The organism is Flavobacterium sp., from assembly GCF_027484945.1.
Classification (GTDB): Bacteria; Bacteroidota; Bacteroidia; order Flavobacteriales; family Flavobacteriaceae; genus Flavobacterium.
In genome coordinates this window covers 12,318-29,695 of sequence record NZ_JAIXRZ010000059.1, presented here as the reverse complement: position 1 = coordinate 29,695, position 17,378 = coordinate 12,318, and the positions used below count along the sequence as shown (strand labels likewise).

Sequence of the window (17,378 nt, the reverse complement as noted above, 5' to 3'; positions counted from 1 at the left end):
CGCAGGGAGCGCTTAATGGGAAACCAATTTGAATTTACCTTACTAGGGGCAAGTGCAAGTGAGGTTGAACCGCTTTTTGATTGTGCTATAACTGAAATACAACGAATAGAAACCATTCTTACAACGTTTAGTTCAACAAGTGTAACTGCAACAATCAATGCAAATGCAGGAATTCAACCCGTACAAGTACCCGATGAAGTTTTTCAATTAATTCACCGTAGTCAAATGCTCTCCCAAATGACACAAGGTGCGTTTGATTTAAGCTACGGCAGTATTGATAAGCGCTTTTGGAATTTTGATACCACTATGACCGAATTACCCGATCCAGCCATTGCAAAAAAATCGGTGGCCTTAATCAACTATACCAATATTATTTTGGACTATAATTTACAAACGGTTTTTCTTAAAGAAAAAGGGATGCGAATAGGATTTGGTGGAATTGGAAAAGGATTTGCAGCAGAAATGGCACGAAAAAAATTAAAAGAAAGCGGTGTGCAAAGTGGCATTGTAAATGCGTCGGGGGATTTGGCGGCCTGGGGAACTCAAGAAGATGGTAGTCCGTGGACAATTGGAATTGCTGATCCTAATGCAAAAAATGGCTTGTTTGCCGGATTTCAAATTACGGATAAAGCGGTAGCTACTTCAGGTAATTATGAAAAATATGCAATAATTGGAGGTAAAAAACACAGCCATACCATTGATCCAAAAACCGGCTTTCCTGTAAGCGGAATTAAAAGCGTTACCATCATTGCAGAAAATGCTGAAATCGCAGATGCTTTGGCAACGCCCGTAACAGTTATGGGCATTGAGGTGGGTCTCGATTTTATAAATCAATTGCAAACTATCGGTTGTATTATTATCGATGATAACGACCGAATATATACTTCACATAATATTCAATTAAAATGAAAAAAACACTTGTTCTTTTGGGGATACTCAGTTGTACCGCCTGCACCTCGGTAAAGGAATATCAGAAATCAAAAATCAATGATTCTGAGATGGCACTAGCCCCAAAGCCTACTGAAAAATTTGAAAATACATTCCAACTCTATCGCGAGGGAAGCTCGGGAGCGAATGGTGGAAAAACGGGTGGTGGCTGTGGCTGTAATTAATTCTAAAAATCCCTAACCATGAAAAAAAGAATTATTACTGCCGCTTGTCTTGCGCTACTTTTCCATCCAAAAGTGAAAGCCCAAAACGATACCACTACGGTTTATAAAAAGCAAAAATTAAAAATCGAAGAAGTTAATTTTATTTCCAGCTATTACACCCAACAAGGTGATAATTCGGCGGTAACTGGAGGAAAAGGAACAGAAAAACTTACCGACATTGCCACAAATATCGAAGTTGTTTTGACCAAAAAAAATGCCTACAAGCGTACCCATCAATTTAATTTAAGCTTGGGAGTGGATTCTTACACCTCAGCTTCATCAGATAAAATTGATCCGAATACGGTATCTTCAGCTTCCTATCAAGACGTTCGAGTATATCCATCTGCACAATACGCTTACAAAAACGATGAAAAAAAGTATATCGTTAATGCTGGATTATCGTTTTCTGCCGAATATGACTATTTCTCAAGTGGCGTAAATTTTGGATATGCCAAGAGTTCGAAAAACAATAATCGGGAATTTTCTGCCAAAGCGTCTGTTTTCTTAGATACATGGAAGGTGATTTTACCAGTCGAGCTACGAAACAATCCTTCTGATAATCAAGCTAATAATGGTGATATGAAACCCCGGAACTCCTATAATTTAGGATTAACTTATGCACAAGTGGTTACTAAAAATTTCCAATTGGCATTCATGACGGATATTGGATACCAACAAGGATTATTAGGTACAAAATTCAACCGTGTCTATTTTGACAATGCAACTGTTGCTTCTGAGAAATTACCCGATACCCGATTTAAATTACCTGCTGGTGTAAGGGCCAATTACTTTTTGGGGGATAACCTGGTTTTGCGTTCACTGTACCGCTATTATACCGATACTTGGGCTATTCAATCGCATACCTTTAGTTTTGAGCCCGTTTATAAAATCAATGCGTTTTCATCGATTGCCTTACCGTATCGTTTTTATACCCAAACCCAAGCAAATTATTTCAAAGCGATAAATCAACATGTTCAAGGAACCGAATTTTATACGAGTGACTTTGACTTGTCGCAATTTTCGAGTCATATGCTGGGGCTATCCTATCACAAAACCGATAATGATCGTGGTATATTCAATAGTAGACGTATTCACTCATTTGAATTGCGCTATGGATACTACAGTCGAAATAATGGCTTACAATCGCATATCATTACTTTAGCACTACAATTTAAATAACACGGATTTACCTACAATAAAAACGCCACTGCTTATTTTTTAAGTTGTGGCTTTTTTTTAACTTATGGTTTGGTTTTGAACGAATTCACCTAAAACCACTTTATAAGTGTAATAGAAAGACTAATGGATACCATTGAAGACTTTGAAACCAAATTGGTTAAGTCGTATTCTCCATAAATAATTCGTTACTTTTGCAGGATATTCCTCTACTACTAGTATTATTAATACGATGCGATTTCAAGTCATTTCCGAATACCAACCCAAGGGCGATCAACCACAAGCAATTCAAAAATTAGTTGCTGGCATTGAAGCTGAAGACAAATACCAAACCCTACTTGGGGTGACGGGCTCGGGAAAGACATTTACGATTGCGAATGTTATTCAAGAAGTGCAACGGCCCACCTTGGTGTTGGCGCATAATAAAACTTTGGCGGCGCAATTGTATTCGGAATTTAAGCAGTTTTTTCCGAATAATTCGGTACAGTATTTTGTTTCCTATTACGACTATTACCAACCCGAAGCGTATATCCCTGTCACTGGAACCTATATTGAAAAAGACTTGTCAATCAATGATGAATTGGAGAAATTACGGTTAAGCACAACTTCTGCCTTACTCTCTGGACGTCGTGATGTATTGGTAGTGGCCTCTGTTTCGTGCCTTTATGGTATTGGAAATCCGGTAGAATTCCAAAAAAACGTCATCGCAATTCACCGCGATCAAGCGATTTCGCGAACAAAATTATTGCATCGTTTAGTACAAAGTTTATATGCCCGTACCGAAGCAGGGTTTACACCAGGAACTTTTCGTATCAAAGGCGATACGGTAGAAGTCTTTCCAAGTTATGCTGACGACCCTTTTCGTATTCATTTTTTTGGTGATGAAATTGAAGCCATAGAGTGTTTTGATTTTGAAAGTTTGAAGGTAATCGAACGGTACGATAAACTCAACATTTATCCTGCTAACATGTTTGTAACTTCACCTGAAGTTTTGCAGTCGGCAATTTGGGATATTCAACAAGACTTGGTAAAACAAGTGGATTATTTTAAAAAAATCGGAAAACATCTTGAAGCCAAACGGTTGGAAGAACGCACTAATTTTGACTTAGAAATGATTCGGGAATTGGGGTATTGCTCTGGAATCGAAAACTATTCCCGATACCTAGACCGTCGTCTACCCGGCACCCGTCCTTTCTGTTTACTGGATTATTTTCCATCAGATTATTTAATGGTAATTGATGAAAGTCACGTAACCATTTCTCAAGTGCATGCGATGTATGGCGGAGATCGCAGTAGAAAAGAGAACTTGGTCGAATATGGATTTCGACTTCCAGCAGCAATGGACAACCGCCCATTAAAGTTTGAAGAATTTGAATCTCTTCAAAACCAGGTAATTTATGTTTCGGCTACGCCCGCCGATTACGAATTGCAAAAAACAGAAGGGGTATATGTCGAGCAAATCATTCGTCCCACGGGTCTATTAGATCCTGTTATTGAAATTCGACCCAGTCTAAATCAAATCGACGACCTTATCGAAGAAATCCAACAACGCTGTGAAGTAGATGAACGTATTATTGTGACAACGCTAACTAAACGAATGGCCGAAGAATTGACTAAATACTTAACCAAAGTTTCCATTCGGTGCCGCTATATCCACAGTGATGTTGATACTTTGGAACGGGTAGCAATTATGCAAGATTTACGCAAAGGATTATTTGATGTACTCATTGGGGTTAACCTGCTTCGCGAAGGCTTGGACTTGCCTGAGGTTTCACTCGTTGCCATTTTAGATGCCGACAAGGAAGGTTTTTTACGCAGCCACCGCTCCCTTACCCAAACCGTTGGTCGGGCCGCGCGTAATATCAATGGGAAAGCCATTATGTATGCCGATAAGATAACCGATTCGATGCAAAAAACCATAAACGAAACCAATTACCGTAGAGAAAAACAAATTCAATACAACACCCAACACCACATTACTCCTAAAGGTTTAAACAAAACACTGAACAATCCGTTGACCAAAAATCAATTGGAAACTACCTTTGAATACGAAACTACAAGCCCAAAAGCAGCTGAAGACCAGACAGCTTATTTGACAAAACCAGAAATTGAAAAACGTATTCGCGAAACCCGCAAAGCAATGGAGAAAGCGGCAAAAGAATTGGACTTTATGCAAGCAGCACAATTACGGGATGCGATAAAAGTCTTAGAAGGGCAATTGGCGAAAGTTTAAAAAAAGGAATTTATGCACCCTTTTAATTATGTTGTTCTTGAAATACTTCGAGCAAAAAACTAGGATCAATTTCACGTGTCGGTGAACGTTCCATCGCTTTCAATACCCTTTTAATCGCATGTGGGTTGAGTCCCATATTGATTCCAATTTCATGGATTTTGATTTGTTCACGTTCGTGTAAAATCCCATCACAATGCATTAATAAAGCCAATCGGTAGAATTGTAAAATGCGTTCAAATTCCGATTTGATAATTTCACTGCGGTGTTCTTCATGAAACAATTGACGGAATTGTTCTTTAGAGACACCCAATTCTGTAGCAATAAGCGACAAAAAAGCATATTCTCGTTCGTGCAATTCGCCGTCTACAATGGCAAAGGCAATCATATCGGACAATAAACTGATTTTTTCGGATGGGGTATTCATGATTTCCGTATTTTTAGCTAAAATAAAAAATAAACTAATAGTTCCGTCGTGCAAAAGTTTCTATTTGTTCTGTTCATACTTCAAATTTCATTTACAAAAGCACAAGACCATTCGGCTTCAGTACAAGTACAAAGCTTTAGCTTGGAAGCCCCTCAATTGCACACAACAAAAACAATCAGACTGTATCTTCCAAAAGATTATACGACTTCCCAAAAAAAGTATCCGGTTATTTATATGCCCGATGGACAAAATTTATTCGACATAAAAACGGCGTATCTCGGAGAATGGAAAATTGATGAAACCTTAGATCGTTTGAATGCACAAGTAATTGTTGTCGGAATTGATCATGGAGGCGATAAACGATTGGAAGAACTTACGCCGTTTACAAATGCCAAATACGGTGGTGGAAAAGGGGATTTATATCTCGAATTTCTTGTAAACACCTTAAAACCCTATATCGATTCGCATTATCGCACGAAAACAAATGCCAAAAACACAGCGCTATTTGGAAGTTCGTTGGGTGGACTTATCGCTTTTTACGCCTCACTTAAATATCCTGAAATTTATGGTAAAGTCGGTTGTTTTTCGCCTGCCTTCTGGATTAATCGCGATCCGTTGAAAGCACTTATGGAACAAACACCAACCTACACCTCACGCATCTATCTATTATGCGGCGATCAAGAAGGCGACGATGCAATGGAAACGGATATGCATACGATAGAAAACTGGATTAATACCCGACGGTGTTCTTGTAAAATGAAAAATAAAAGTGTAATTATTCCCGGTGGACAACATAACGAAAAGCTTTGGAGTGAACAGTTTGAAAAAGCGTATCTTTGGTTGTTTTAATTTAGTGATTAGTGATTAGTGATTAGTGATTAGTGATTAGTGATTAGTGACTAGTGATTAGTGAAGAAAAAAATCTATGACCAATGAATAACAACGATATATTTAAAAAACTTCGCGTGGCGCTGCAATTGCGGGATGATCAAATTGTAGAAATTTTAGATCTCGTGGATTTCCGCATTTCAAAAGGGGAATTGGGAAACTTTTTTAGGGATACCAATCATCCTAAATATATGGATTGTGGGGATCAAATTTTACGCAATTTTTTAAATGGATTAATTATTCATTTACGCGGCACCAAAGAAACCCCTAAAAATCCATTGGAAGTTATTGCCTCGCATAAATCAACCCAACCAGCAGGAGATAAGAAAGAAAAACCTAAATCGGCTAAACCCCAATCGTTTGGTAAAAAACCGGTGAAGAAATTCAACGCCAAACCTGTAGTTGTTGAAAAAGTCAATTACAAAAACGGGAAGAAAAAAGAGCATTGATTGTACACCAACCAACGACACTAAATCCGTTCCTTATCTTGCGCTAAGGATAGTAGTGTAAAGCCCGGATGCCGAAGTTTACAGAGGCAACGGACTTGCAACGGATAGCATGGACAGCGCCCAAATAAAAAAATCCCGATAACGTAATGCTATCGGGATTTTTCACTTTTATTAATTTATTTTACGACAAAGCGGCTTTCACTTGATCAGCAGCTTCTTGGAATTGTACCGCTGATAAAATAGGCATTCCTGAATTGTCTATCAATTCTTTGGCAACCTCGGCATTGGTTCCTTGCAAACGCACAATTATAGGTACATTAATTTCATCACCCATATTTTTATAAGCATCTACAACACCTTGCGCCACTCGGTCACAACGCACGATTCCACCGAAAATATTAATTAAAATCGCTTTTACATTAGGATCTTTCAAAATGATACGGAAAGCCGTTTCCACACGTTTAGCATCGGCAGTTCCCCCTACGTCTAAGAAATTTGCAGGCTCAAAACCAGCATATTTAATCAAGTCCATTGTAGCCATTGCTAAACCAGCTCCGTTTACCATACATCCAACAGTACCGTCTAAGTCTACATAATTTAAACCGGCTTCTTTTGCTTCAACTTCAATTGGATTTTCTTCACGAATATCGCGCATTTCTGCAATTAATGCTTGGCGGTATAAAGCGTTATCATCAATATTTACCTTTGCATCAACTGCTAAGATTTTGTTGTCGGATGTTTTTAAAACCGGGTTAATCTCAAACAATGAAGCATCGCTGTTTACATAAGCCGTATATAAAGAGTCAACAAATTTCACCATTTCTTTGAACGCATTTCCCGACAAACCTAGATTAAAGGCAATACGACGCGCTTGGAATCCTTGTAATCCAATATTAGGATCAATTTCTTCCGTAAAAATCAAATGAGGCGTTTTCTCGGCCACTTCTTCAATGTCCATACCACCTTCGGTAGAATACATAATCATGTTTCTTCCTTTAGCACGGTTTAACAATACCGACATATAAAACTCAGACGTTTCACTTTCACCTGGGTAATAAACATCCTCAGCAATCAATACTTTATGAACTTTCTTGCCTTCAGGTGGTGTTTGTGGCGTTTTTAACATCATGCCGATAATTTGTTCTGAAATTTCGGTTACCTGATCTAAATTTTTCGCCAATTTCACTCCGCCGCCTTTACCGCGTCCTCCAGCATGAATTTGAGCTTTTACCACATACCAAGATGTCCCGGTATCGGCAGTTAATTGTTTTGCAGCGGCTACTGCTTCTACTGGATTATTGGCAACAATACCACGCTGTACGCGAACGCCATACTTAGCGAGAATTTCTTTTCCTTGATATTCGTGAATATTCATAATATAGAATAAGTTTAGTTGTATTCAGAACGGGTCCGATATTTGAGGCACAAAGGTAAGTAAATCGACCTAAACAAAAAAAAATTGCCCATCAAATTAGCAAGAATTTTAGTGCCGGCTTGCGCTACCCCTTTTCCTACTTTAAATATGTCTTAGTCGATTTTTTGTTTCGGATAACAAAGTATTAACGAAACAATTCGGGCAACACCTCACATTCAGACCCATTGGGAAAAGTAAGGCTAATTTTTTGACAGATGGTTGGAGCAATTTGGGTAATGTACCGTTTTTCATGGCTTTCTCCTTTTCGAATCCCCCACCCATAAAAGAGAAGCGGAGCATGGGTATCATAAGCATAGGGAGTGCCGTGTGAAGTCCCTGTTCGACCATACTCAATATAGCCTGGTTTATCTAAAACAACCAGTTGACCGTTTTCATGAACATCATAGCCGCGCGCAACCATTTCTTTATAATAATCCCCTGCACAAAAATGCTCAACCTCATCTTGTGTATAAACTGTTTTTACATGATCTTGTGCTAATAGGTACGTCTTGAATTGTTGTTCAACATCTTTATAATTCCATTGTTTCTCTTTAATTTTTGAAGTATCGAGATAAACATTAAAATTGGAATAATTCAATACCAAATCCACTCCAAATGTTGCAATCGAGAATTCCTTCAAACCGGCTTCAATGGTTTTATAGTCAAGATTGGTAACATTGTATTTTTGATCGTGTAGGAACGCAGCATTTTCTGAACAGGCATGATCGGCAGTAACAAAGACCATATATTGATCCTTTCCAACTGTACTATCCAAATAGGAGAGAAAATCGGAAAGGGTTTTGTCCAATCGTAAATAGGTATCTTGTAATTCCATCGAGCGCGGACCCAAAATATGCCCTACATAATCCGTTGACGAAAAGCTAATGGCTAAGAAATCGGTAACCGTATCTTGTCCTAAGTTTTCATTGGCAACGGCTGCTTTCGCAAAATCGGCTAAATAATCATTCCCAAAGGGTGTCGAACGCAAAACACCTGCATCATTTTTCTGGTACATAGCCTTCAAATCGTAGGGAAAAACAGGTTTTTCAACAGCATACAATTTTCCTTCGTAGGGGGAATCATCGGGATCACTTTCATTATATGTAGTTACCGGTTTAAATAAATTCCACCCTTGATTAATGTAATTCATATACCCTTTTTTGGCGTTGAAATCGACAACCCAACCGGGAAGTTTTTCGCCGTAATAATTACTTGAAATAAAGTTACCGGTTTTGCTATACCAAAAGGCCCAATTGGCAAAATGACCCGCTGGTAAAATAGCACCACGGTCTTTTATACTTAACCCAATTACTTTTCCTTTGAAATTAGTACCCAATCGCAACTCATCGGTCATGGTTGTAGCCAACAAATTTTTGGGAGACATGAGTCCTTCCTTACTCGTATGCTCACCCAATACGGTAACACTACCATCTTCTGTACAATACCGTTCTTTCCCTTTGGTACGACTAAACCACTCGTTGCTTATAATACCGTGAACAGCAGGTGTAGCTCCGGTGTAAATACTAGCATGTCCCGGCGCAGTATACGTTGGCATATAATTAAAATGGGTGTTATGAAACGTAAAACCATTGTTCATAATCCGTTTAAATCCGGTTTCTGAAAAATCGTTTTGAAACCGGTATAAATATTCCATCCGCATTTGATCCACTACAATTCCAACCACCAACTTAGGCCGTTGCTGACTGAATAAATATTGCGATACAATCAATAGAATTAATGCGTAGTTTTTCATTTTATAAGTGCGTTGCTTGCTGTTTTGCTAATTCAAATTCTGTAATCACATCGGCAATAATTTGTGCTGCGGGTTTGATATCATCAATCAATCCTGCAATTTGTCCAATTTCCAATTCGCCTTCTTCTAAATCTCCTTCAAACATTCCTCTTTTAGCGCGCGCGCGTCCTAAAAATGCTTTTAAATCTTCTACACTTGGACACTGTCCGTATAAGGTTTGCAAATCGTGAAAAAATTTATTTTTGATCAACCTTACGGGCGCTAACTCTTTTAATGTTAACAGTGTATCCCCCTCTTGTGTATTGACTACTGTTTGTTTAAAGTTTGAATGTGCTGAACTCTCTTCTGAAGCTACAAAACGACTCCCCATTTGCACTCCATCTGCTCCTAAAACCATCGCAGCCAACATCCCGCGTCCAGTAGCTATTCCTCCTGCAGCAATTAACGGTAAATGGATTTGTTGTCGCACCATAGGAATCAACGTAAGCGTGGTTGTTTCTTCTCTTCCGTTATGCCCACCAGCTTCAAAACCTTCGGCAACTATTGCATCTACACCGGCTTCTTGCGCCTTTAAAGCAAACTTTGAACTACTGACAACGTGAACAACAGTAATGCCTTTTTCTTTCAAAAATGCGGTCCACGTTTTAGGATTTCCGGCAGATGTAAAAACAATTTTTACGCCTTCTTCCACAATTATATTTATGATTTCTTCAATATTGGGATACAACATGGGGACATTAACCCCAAAAGGTTTATTGGTCGCTTTTTTGCATTTTTGGATATGCTCCCGAAGCACTTCAGGGTACATTGACCCAGCGCCTATTAGTCCGAGTCCGCCCGCGTTGCTAACTGCACTCGCTAATTTATAGCCCGAATTCCAAATCATACCCCCTTGAATAATTGGATATTGAATGTTAAAAAGTTGGGTGATTTTATTCATATACTTCCGGTTATTTTTTAATGATTTTTCCGGTAATCACGTGATGATTTTGTTTGATTTGATAGCTGTATATTCCCCTAGGAATTGCATCAACAGCAACTATATTTTCGTTGGGATGTATTTCGTGTTCCAACACTATTTGCCCCAAAGCATTGACCAATTGAAGCGTTGCCACGGAAGTTAGTCCATGAACAGCGAATTGATCGCCTACTGGATTCGGTGCAATTTGGAATTGGGAATCCATAAATGATACTGAATGCAAGGCATTGGCATAGGCCAAATTAAAATCGGGAATTCCATACCCGTATTGATTATTGGGATTGGTAAAACGATCAGCCGACTGTTTCACCAAATCAAGTACCTGTTGATTCGTTAACTGAGGGAAGGCACTCCACAAACAAGCAATAGAACCGGAAAGTATAGGACAAGCCAATGAGGTTCCGCTAACATACGTAAAATTACCTTGTGGATTAGCTACCGCCGATCCGACTCCCAAAGCCATAACATCGGGCTTAATTCGTCCATCAAAGCTAGGACCTATGGAACTAAAGCTGGCGCGAAATTCAGCCGAGTCAACAGCGCCAACAGCCAATGCATGCGTAGCTTCTGCTGGAACACCCACATGAGGCTCCGTTGAATTGCCCGAATTACCGGCACTTACCACAACCAACATTCCCTTGCTAAAGGCAATATTCACGCCTTTAGAGGCAAAAGCACTATCGCCGGTCATGCTTGCATAGGTATAACTGTAATTCAAATTATCGTATTGAAAATAGCCCAAGGAACTGGTAATGATATCAGCACCAAGACGATCAGCCTCTTCAGCAGCTTGAACCCAGTAGCTCTCTTCGACTGGATTTTCTTCAACTACATCTTCTGTAATAAAAAGATAATAAGAAGCACTGGGCGCGGTGCCCACTAACTGTCCTTCTGAATAAGCACCCATTGCAGAAAGCACTAAAGTACCGTGATTGTGTAGACTAAAAATATCCGAACTTTGAGAAACATAATTATAGCCACCTAGCAGGAGATTATTGGTGAATAGCCGTTGAAAAGGAGCAGCTGTATTGACGCCTAAAAATCCTGAGTCCAAAACAGCAATCACTTTGCCTGTACCCGTAAAATTTGCTTGATGCAGAACCTGTGTATTGAGCATCTGTACCTGAGTAGTTGCATTGCCGTAATTATAACTCGTTTGAACTTCGTTGGTCTTGTATGTACTTAATTGATTTAAAGGAGCACTATTCGATTTAGCGTTCAGGGCAGGGTTAGCAAACTCAATATGATGTACAAAAGGTAAGGACAAAAGGGCCTGTATATCTTGAACCGATCCACGAACGTGTACACAATTCATCCATTTTGATTCGGCTTTATAAACAATTCCGTTAGCGTTTATAACTGCATCGCGGTAGGAACTTTCTAGAGGTACATCATTTAAAGTGAGGGGAATATTTTGAGCGATACGCCGGTCTAAAGCACGTTGGGTTAACATCGATAGCGGATTATCCATATAAAATTGCGCATTCGGCTTATCGGTAAAAAAAATCCGCGCATCTTCTTGAGCAGTAATCCACTGAAATACGAAGAGAAAAACGAAGAAAATATTTCGCATAATTACATTATCCTAATTTTCAAAAGTACAAATAAAAATAGCTACTGCGGTAAACGATTAGGAAGAAATTACCCCCGAACCCAGTAACTCTTGCCCCTTATACCATGCGGCAAATTGTCCCTCTGTAATTGCAGATTGGGGTTGATTAAATTCAATATACAAACCTGATTCAAACTGAAATAGCGTTGCTTTTTGTAAAGGTTGACGGTACCGAATACGAACCTCTACCTCTATTGACTCTCCGTTTTGAAGGCATAAATCTTCTCGAACCCAATGGATTTCGTGGGGTTGTATTTGCAATGCTTTGCGAAATAATCCCGGATGGGAGTGCCCTTGCCCTGTGTAAACGATATTACTTCTCACATCGGTAGCAATGATAAAGAGAGGCTCAACCGTCCCTCCTACATTCAATCCTTTTCGTTGACCTATAGTAAAAAAATGCGCGCCTTGATGGGTTCCAACTTTTTTACCCATTGTTTCCTCATATTGAATTGGGGTTGCCCAAAAACGAAGGGCAGCTTCTTTCGACTCAAAATTAGGCGGAACTTGTTGATAAATTTCGTGTGAAGATGGTATTTCAATAATACCACCCGCTTTGGGTTGCAACTGCTGTTGAAGAAATTCGGGTAAGCGAACTTTACCAATGAAACACAATCCCTGGGAATCTTTTTTCTCGGCAGTTACCAACTCCATTTTTGCCGCAATTTCGCGAACTTGTGGTTTGGTTAACTCACCGATCGGAAATAACGCTTTTGCTAATTGTTCTTGCGATAACTGACAAAGAAAATACGATTGGTCTTTATTTTCATCTACACCTGCCAGCAATTGATGCCATTGAATTCCGTCTTTCTCTAATGTGCCTTTTCGGCAATAATGTCCCGTAGCAACATAGTCCGCACCTAATGAAAGTGCGATTTTCATAAAGACATCAAACTTGATTTCTCGGTTGCACAATACATCGGGATTGGGAGTGCGCCCGTTTTCGTATTCGCTAAACATATAGTTAACAATACGTTCTTTGTAGGCCTCACTTAAATCTACGGTTTGAAAAGGAATTCCGAGTTTCTCCGCTACAAGTAATGCATCGTTACTGTCTTCTAACCATGGACATTCATTTGAAATCGTAACCCCTTCATCGTGCCAGTTCTTCATAAACAAGCCAATGACCTCATAGCCTTGCGCTTTCAATAAATAAGCAGCAACACTCGAATCTACGCCACCTGACAATCCGACAACGACACGTTTCATAATTTAAATTTGATACAAAGGTACTGCAAAATCAAAAGTGATGAAAATTACACCATTCGTTTTATACAATAAAACCCTTAATCGCGGTCTTCCTCTCGGGTAACAGGCTTTTTCTCAAATTTTCGAACTTTGAGTTTACTCATATTCACCTTAATTAGCTTTCCTTTTTCCAACACTTCCCAAATTCCTTCTTTTTTACCTTTAACAAAGTTGCCTTTTGCGGCAATACTATTATCAGAAGTTCGAAACGTTGCAGGACCGTCATATTCTCCATTTTTGTAAGTACTCGCTTCTAAAATTATTCCTGTTTCTGTTAACTTTTGATAAATGCCGTCTCGCTTACCCTTTTCATAGCCACAAACTTCTGCTAAATTGCCATTTTTATAAAATACCTTACGAATACCGTTTAACTTCCCTTTACTGTAAAATTCCTGTGTCATGAGTTGCGGTGAATCTTCATGATAATACTTCCATTCACCTTCCTCCATTCGATTGACGAGTTGACCTTCGCTTACTTTATTACCATTTTGATTAAAAACAATGGTGTAACAGGAATTGGTTTTGGGATCAAACGTTCGGGTGGCAATAACCTTCCCTGCATTAGTATTGTCAAAATACGTAAATACACCAACTTCTTTTCCGTGTTCAAAGGTACCTTCATAGCGCGGTCGATTGGTATCAGCATAAACCCCTTTCCACAAACCATGTTTTTTCCCCTTAGCATCAAGACTATTACTTTCTTGAGCAAAGGCAAATTGAACTATACCTAAAATTAAAATCAAACTACGTACCATACACTTTTAATAACACCCAAAGTAACTAAAAATTGTACAGTTTTAAAAATTTAGATTGATTATCGTAAGAAGTTTTTTCCTACATTTTTTAATTTTAAATTGTTTAACGAAAATGAAGTTAATTTTTACTAAAGCTTTAATTTAGGGCTATATATCGTTAAACAAAATCGTTAAATAATCTATAAACTCATTTTTGTTTATTGTTTAAATGATTTTGTTAAACAATTTAAGCTGTATATTCGTACCATAACTTTAACAATTGTTCTATGAAAACAAACACATTAAAATTGATTGCACTTTTTGCAGTAGTATTTTTTGGAATCACCTCTTGTTCCAACGATGATGAATTTAAAGATTCAATCCAATTGGATTATTCTATTACTGGAATTGCCAAAAGAACTTCTAACTTGTCATCTTTAGTTGCTGCACTTAACCGCGCAGGTTTGGCAGAAACTTTAAGTGGTAGCGGGACTTTCACCGTATTCGCTCCAACCAATGAAGCTTTTTCTACTTTCTTAACTGCTAATGGCTTTGCATCGGTAAACGATGTACCTGTACCTGTTTTAAAAAATATTTTATTAAACCACGTTCTTGGTGCTGAAATTGCTAGTGCAGCAATCCCAACGGCAACTTACGTTTCTACTTTATCTCCAATTAATACAAACACTGATTCACCAACTATCAGTATGTTTGTACAGAAATCAGGAGGTACCGTAACTTTAAACGGTGGTATTGCTAACAGTGGTGCAGTTGTTACAACTGCTGACGTTGAGGCAAATAATGGAGTAATTCACATTGTAAATCGTGTAATTGCTATTCCTACTTTAGTAAATCATGTAATTGCTAACCCATCGTTTGATACATTACAAGCTGTAGTAACGAGTACTAGTGGTGCTTTTGGTGATCAAAGTGCGGTATTGAATGCACTAGTTGGAATTCCTGCATCATCTCCAGCTACTTTATTTGCACCAAACAATGCAGCTTTTACTGCAGCAACAACCGGAACAGGATTTGCAGTTGGCGCTACAGCAGCTCAAGTAACTACAGTATTACAATACCACGTAACTGGCGCTGGGAATGTGCGTTCGAATCAATTGACAAACAACCAATCGGTTCCAATGATTACTTCTCCTGCTCAAAACGTAACCGTAATTTTAGGTACTGGAACAGTTGATATTAGAGATACTGCAAACAATTTATCACGTGTATTCCAAGCGGACGTTCAATGTTCAAATGGAGTTATCCACGGTGTTGATCGCGTATTACAACCACAGTTATAATCTCGCTCTATATTGATATAGAAAAAGGGCTGCTCATAACGAGCAGCCCTTTTTTTAATACTAATTCTAAAGTTATTTAATTTATACCTATAAATTAATACTCGAAACTAATCCTTATTTTTTATTCAATCGTTTTTGCGCTTCCGCTTGCTCCATCATTTCACGCATACGCTTTTGAAACTTACTTTCTTTCGTTGGTTTTTGTTTATTCTCTTGAATTTGAGCATGAATTTTATCACTATCGATAAAGTATTTTTTGATTACCAACATTACTCCAATAGTTACTACGTTAGACATAAAATTGTACAAACTCAATCCCGATCCATAAGTATTGAAGAAGATTAACATCATAATCGGCGAAACATAAATCATGATTTTCATCATTTTCGCCATATCGGGCATCCCTTCTTGTTGAGGCTGGGCCATAGCTGCATTATCACCAGAAGTCATTTTCATGTAGAAGAAAATCGCAATTGCTGCCAATATTGGAAATAAACTCACATGGTCTCCATACAAAGGGATGTTAAATGGTAACTTAAGTATCTGGTCAAAAGACGATAAATCATCAGCCCATAAGAAACTTTTTTGACGTAACTCTATTGCTGTTGGAAAGAATTGAAATGAAGCGTATACAAAAGGTAATTGTATCAAAGCGGGGATACAACCAGCCATCGGATTAACGCCCGCTTTACTGTATAATTTCATCATTTCTTGTTGGCGCTTAACCGGATCTTTAAATTTTTCATTTAATTCGGCAATTTCAGGGCGCAACACTTTCATTTTCGCTTGTGAAAGGAACGATTTAAATGTAATTGGAGACATTGCCAATTTGATTAAGATGGTGAAAATGATAATCGCTAAACCAAACGACATCCATCCCCCTAACAAACCAAATAAAGGCACAAAAATAAACTTGTTAATCCAACCAAAAACACCCCAACCCATGGGTACTACTTCATCCAAATTACGATCATAGCTATTCAATAACTTATAATCAGCTGGACCAAAATACCAATTCATTTTATAATCCAATTCGCCATTGGTTAACGCTAATGGTGCTTTAGTCGTTAATTTTTTGGTAAAAACAGTATCTATTTTAGCATCATTAACCAAATCATCAGAAGTGAGTTTTGCCGACTTAAATGGCGTTTTGCTCATTAAAATCGATGCAAAAAAATGTTGACGGTAGGCCACGTAAGTTACAGCTTCTGGGTTTTCTTCTTTTCCAGTCCCCTGACCTACATAATCATCTTTACCCTCTTCATATTCAAAAATGGTTTCCGTATAACGGTTTTCATAGGGAATACTAATTTCATTGCGGTAGGTTTTGATATCCCAATCTAAATTAACCGGTTTTGATGGATTCAACACGCGACTTAATCCTTGAGAACGCAGATCAAAATCCAACAAATAGTCGTTTTTCAATACATATTTGTACTCCAAAAAAGCATTGGGACCCGCTTTTAATTTCATGGATAAAACTTGTGCATCCCCAATTTTGGTCAGTTGGGGTTCAAAATACATTTCTTTTGTATTGAATACCCTATTATCTGAAGTTTGTAACTCTAAATTAAAATTGGAATTATTGTTTTTAATAATTTCAACCAATTGCCCTGAATCACGTTTGAATTTGGTGAACTTCTTTAAAACCACATGAGCAATATACCCCCCCTTGTTGGCGATTTCTAATTTAACCAAATCATTTTCTAAAACGGTAGTGGTGTCTTTTGCCGAAGGTAAGGTAGCAGAATAGGCAAATTCACCTAAAGCACCCGATAATTGCTGGATTTTGGCCGTATCGCTAGCCGTAGTATCTACCGCTTTTACTACTTGTTCTGTATTGGCCTCTTTTAATTTACGTTGTTTATCGATCTGTTCTTGTTTGGACTTGGCAGCTGCCTCTTTCTGTTCGTTTTCACGGGAGTTATACATCATCCACATCACTATGATGAAAATGAGGGCAAATCCGATGATCGAATTCTTGTCAAATTTCTTTTCTTCCATTGATTCTAAATT

At 38.4% G+C, this 17,378-nt stretch carries 15 protein-coding genes; 7 read left to right on the top strand and 8 right to left on the bottom strand.

The features are described 5' to 3' along the window. Positions 1 to 15 precede the first annotated feature (15 nt). The 4 genes from Q0039_RS08125 to uvrB all read left to right on the top strand — a co-directional run bounded on the left by Q0039_RS08125 (position 16) and on the right by uvrB (position 4,560). Positions 16 to 909, top strand: coding sequence for an FAD:protein FMN transferase (locus tag Q0039_RS08125; protein WP_297511526.1), 894 nt, complete (start codon positions 16 to 18; stop codon positions 907 to 909). Further along, on the top strand, positions 906 to 1,112 hold the full coding sequence (locus Q0039_RS08120; RefSeq protein ID WP_297511524.1) for a DUF4266 domain-containing protein: 207 nt from the start codon (positions 906 to 908) through the stop codon (positions 1,110 to 1,112). Before Q0039_RS08125 ends, Q0039_RS08120 begins: the two co-directional genes overlap by 4 nt. A gap of 18 nt (positions 1,113 to 1,130) precedes the next feature. Then, complete coding sequence (locus Q0039_RS08115) at positions 1,131 to 2,330, top strand: DUF3570 domain-containing protein (RefSeq protein WP_297511522.1); 1,200 nt, start codon at positions 1,131 to 1,133, stop codon at positions 2,328 to 2,330. A 229-nt stretch (positions 2,331 to 2,559) separates the two neighbouring features. After that, positions 2,560 to 4,560 carry an excinuclease ABC subunit UvrB gene (gene uvrB / locus Q0039_RS08110; RefSeq protein ID WP_297511520.1) on the top strand — a complete coding sequence of 667 codons (2,001 nt, stop codon included), beginning with the start codon at positions 2,560 to 2,562 and terminating at the stop codon, positions 4,558 to 4,560. 22 nt (positions 4,561 to 4,582) lie between these two features. On the opposite strand, the gene Q0039_RS08105 is transcribed toward uvrB, so the two are convergent. Next, positions 4,583 to 4,984, bottom strand: a complete 402-nt coding sequence (locus tag Q0039_RS08105; protein ID WP_297511518.1) for a TerB family tellurite resistance protein — start codon at positions 4,982 to 4,984, stop codon at positions 4,583 to 4,585. A gap of 48 nt (positions 4,985 to 5,032) precedes the next feature. On the opposite strand from Q0039_RS08105, the gene Q0039_RS08100 reads away from it, so the two are divergent. Both Q0039_RS08100 and Q0039_RS08095 read left to right on the top strand, forming a co-directional pair. Further along, positions 5,033 to 5,833 (top strand): alpha/beta hydrolase-fold protein, encoded by an 801-nt coding sequence (locus Q0039_RS08100; protein WP_297511516.1) that lies wholly within the window; start codon positions 5,033 to 5,035, stop codon positions 5,831 to 5,833. An 83-nt stretch (positions 5,834 to 5,916) separates the two neighbouring features. Further along, entirely contained in the window at positions 5,917 to 6,321 is a 405-nt protein-coding gene (locus tag Q0039_RS08095) for a DUF1456 family protein (protein ID WP_297511514.1), read from the top strand. Between the two features lie 181 nt (positions 6,322 to 6,502). Here the strand turns inward: Q0039_RS08095 and sucC are convergent, their stop codons facing one another. The 6 genes from sucC to Q0039_RS08065 form a co-directional block, all read right to left on the bottom strand. Beyond that, entirely contained in the window at positions 6,503 to 7,696 is a 1,194-nt protein-coding gene (gene sucC, locus Q0039_RS08090) for an ADP-forming succinate--CoA ligase subunit beta (protein ID WP_297511512.1), read from the bottom strand. Positions 7,697 to 7,880: 184 nt separating this feature from the next. Next, positions 7,881 to 9,488, bottom strand: coding sequence for an alkaline phosphatase PafA (pafA, locus tag Q0039_RS08085; RefSeq protein ID WP_297511510.1), 1,608 nt, complete (start codon positions 9,486 to 9,488; stop codon positions 7,881 to 7,883). Position 9,489: 1 nt separating this feature from the next. Further along, positions 9,490 to 10,428, bottom strand: a complete 939-nt coding sequence (locus Q0039_RS08080) for a nitronate monooxygenase (RefSeq protein ID WP_297511508.1) — start codon at positions 10,426 to 10,428, stop codon at positions 9,490 to 9,492. Between the two features lie 10 nt (positions 10,429 to 10,438). Beyond that, positions 10,439 to 12,040 (bottom strand): S8 family serine peptidase, encoded by a 1,602-nt coding sequence (locus tag Q0039_RS08075; protein ID WP_297511505.1) that lies wholly within the window; start codon positions 12,038 to 12,040, stop codon positions 10,439 to 10,441. 57 nt (positions 12,041 to 12,097) lie between these two features. Beyond that, positions 12,098 to 13,288 carry a tRNA 2-thiouridine(34) synthase MnmA gene (mnmA, locus tag Q0039_RS08070; protein WP_297511503.1) on the bottom strand — a complete coding sequence of 397 codons (1,191 nt, stop codon included), beginning with the start codon at positions 13,286 to 13,288 and terminating at the stop codon, positions 12,098 to 12,100. Between the two features lie 77 nt (positions 13,289 to 13,365). Continuing rightward, positions 13,366 to 14,082, bottom strand: coding sequence for a hypothetical protein (locus Q0039_RS08065; RefSeq protein WP_297511501.1), 717 nt, complete (start codon positions 14,080 to 14,082; stop codon positions 13,366 to 13,368). Positions 14,083 to 14,348: 266 nt separating this feature from the next. On the opposite strand from Q0039_RS08065, the gene Q0039_RS08060 reads away from it, so the two are divergent. Next, complete coding sequence (locus tag Q0039_RS08060) at positions 14,349 to 15,362, top strand: fasciclin domain-containing protein (RefSeq protein WP_297511499.1); 1,014 nt, start codon at positions 14,349 to 14,351, stop codon at positions 15,360 to 15,362. 114 nt (positions 15,363 to 15,476) lie between these two features. Here Q0039_RS08060 and yidC read toward each other — a convergent pair whose 3' ends face one another. Then, a complete protein-coding gene (gene yidC, locus Q0039_RS08055) occupies positions 15,477 to 17,366 on the bottom strand; it encodes a membrane protein insertase YidC (RefSeq protein WP_297511497.1) in 1,890 nt (629 codons plus the stop codon). Positions 17,367 to 17,378 lie beyond the last annotated feature (12 nt).

What these genes read in the sequence shown, in the direction of transcription:
- Q0039_RS08125 (WP_297511526.1), top strand. Translation starts at nt 16, where the DNA reads ATGGGAAACCAATTTGAATTTACCTTACTAGGGGCAAGTGCAAGTGAG.
- Q0039_RS08120 (WP_297511524.1), top strand. Translation starts at nt 906, where the DNA reads ATGAAAAAAACACTTGTTCTTTTGGGGATACTCAGTTGTACCGCCTGC.
- Q0039_RS08115 (WP_297511522.1), top strand. Translation starts at nt 1,131, where the DNA reads ATGAAAAAAAGAATTATTACTGCCGCTTGTCTTGCGCTACTTTTCCAT.
- uvrB (WP_297511520.1), top strand. Translation starts at nt 2,560, where the DNA reads ATGCGATTTCAAGTCATTTCCGAATACCAACCCAAGGGCGATCAACCA.
- Q0039_RS08105 (WP_297511518.1), bottom strand. Translation starts at nt 4,984, where the DNA reads ATGAATACCCCATCCGAAAAAATCAGTTTATTGTCCGATATGATTGCC.
- Q0039_RS08095 (WP_297511514.1), top strand. Translation starts at nt 5,917, where the DNA reads ATGAATAACAACGATATATTTAAAAAACTTCGCGTGGCGCTGCAATTG.
- sucC (WP_297511512.1), bottom strand. Translation starts at nt 7,696, where the DNA reads ATGAATATTCACGAATATCAAGGAAAAGAAATTCTCGCTAAGTATGGC.
- pafA (WP_297511510.1), bottom strand. Translation starts at nt 9,488, where the DNA reads ATGAAAAACTACGCATTAATTCTATTGATTGTATCGCAATATTTATTC.
- Q0039_RS08080 (WP_297511508.1), bottom strand. Translation starts at nt 10,428, where the DNA reads ATGAATAAAATCACCCAACTTTTTAACATTCAATATCCAATTATTCAA.
- Q0039_RS08075 (WP_297511505.1), bottom strand. Translation starts at nt 12,040, where the DNA reads ATGCGAAATATTTTCTTCGTTTTTCTCTTCGTATTTCAGTGGATTACT.
- mnmA (WP_297511503.1), bottom strand. Translation starts at nt 13,288, where the DNA reads ATGAAACGTGTCGTTGTCGGATTGTCAGGTGGCGTAGATTCGAGTGTT.
- Q0039_RS08065 (WP_297511501.1), bottom strand. Translation starts at nt 14,082, where the DNA reads ATGGTACGTAGTTTGATTTTAATTTTAGGTATAGTTCAATTTGCCTTT.
- Q0039_RS08060 (WP_297511499.1), top strand. Translation starts at nt 14,349, where the DNA reads ATGAAAACAAACACATTAAAATTGATTGCACTTTTTGCAGTAGTATTT.
- yidC (WP_297511497.1), bottom strand. Translation starts at nt 17,366, where the DNA reads ATGGAAGAAAAGAAATTTGACAAGAATTCGATCATCGGATTTGCCCTC.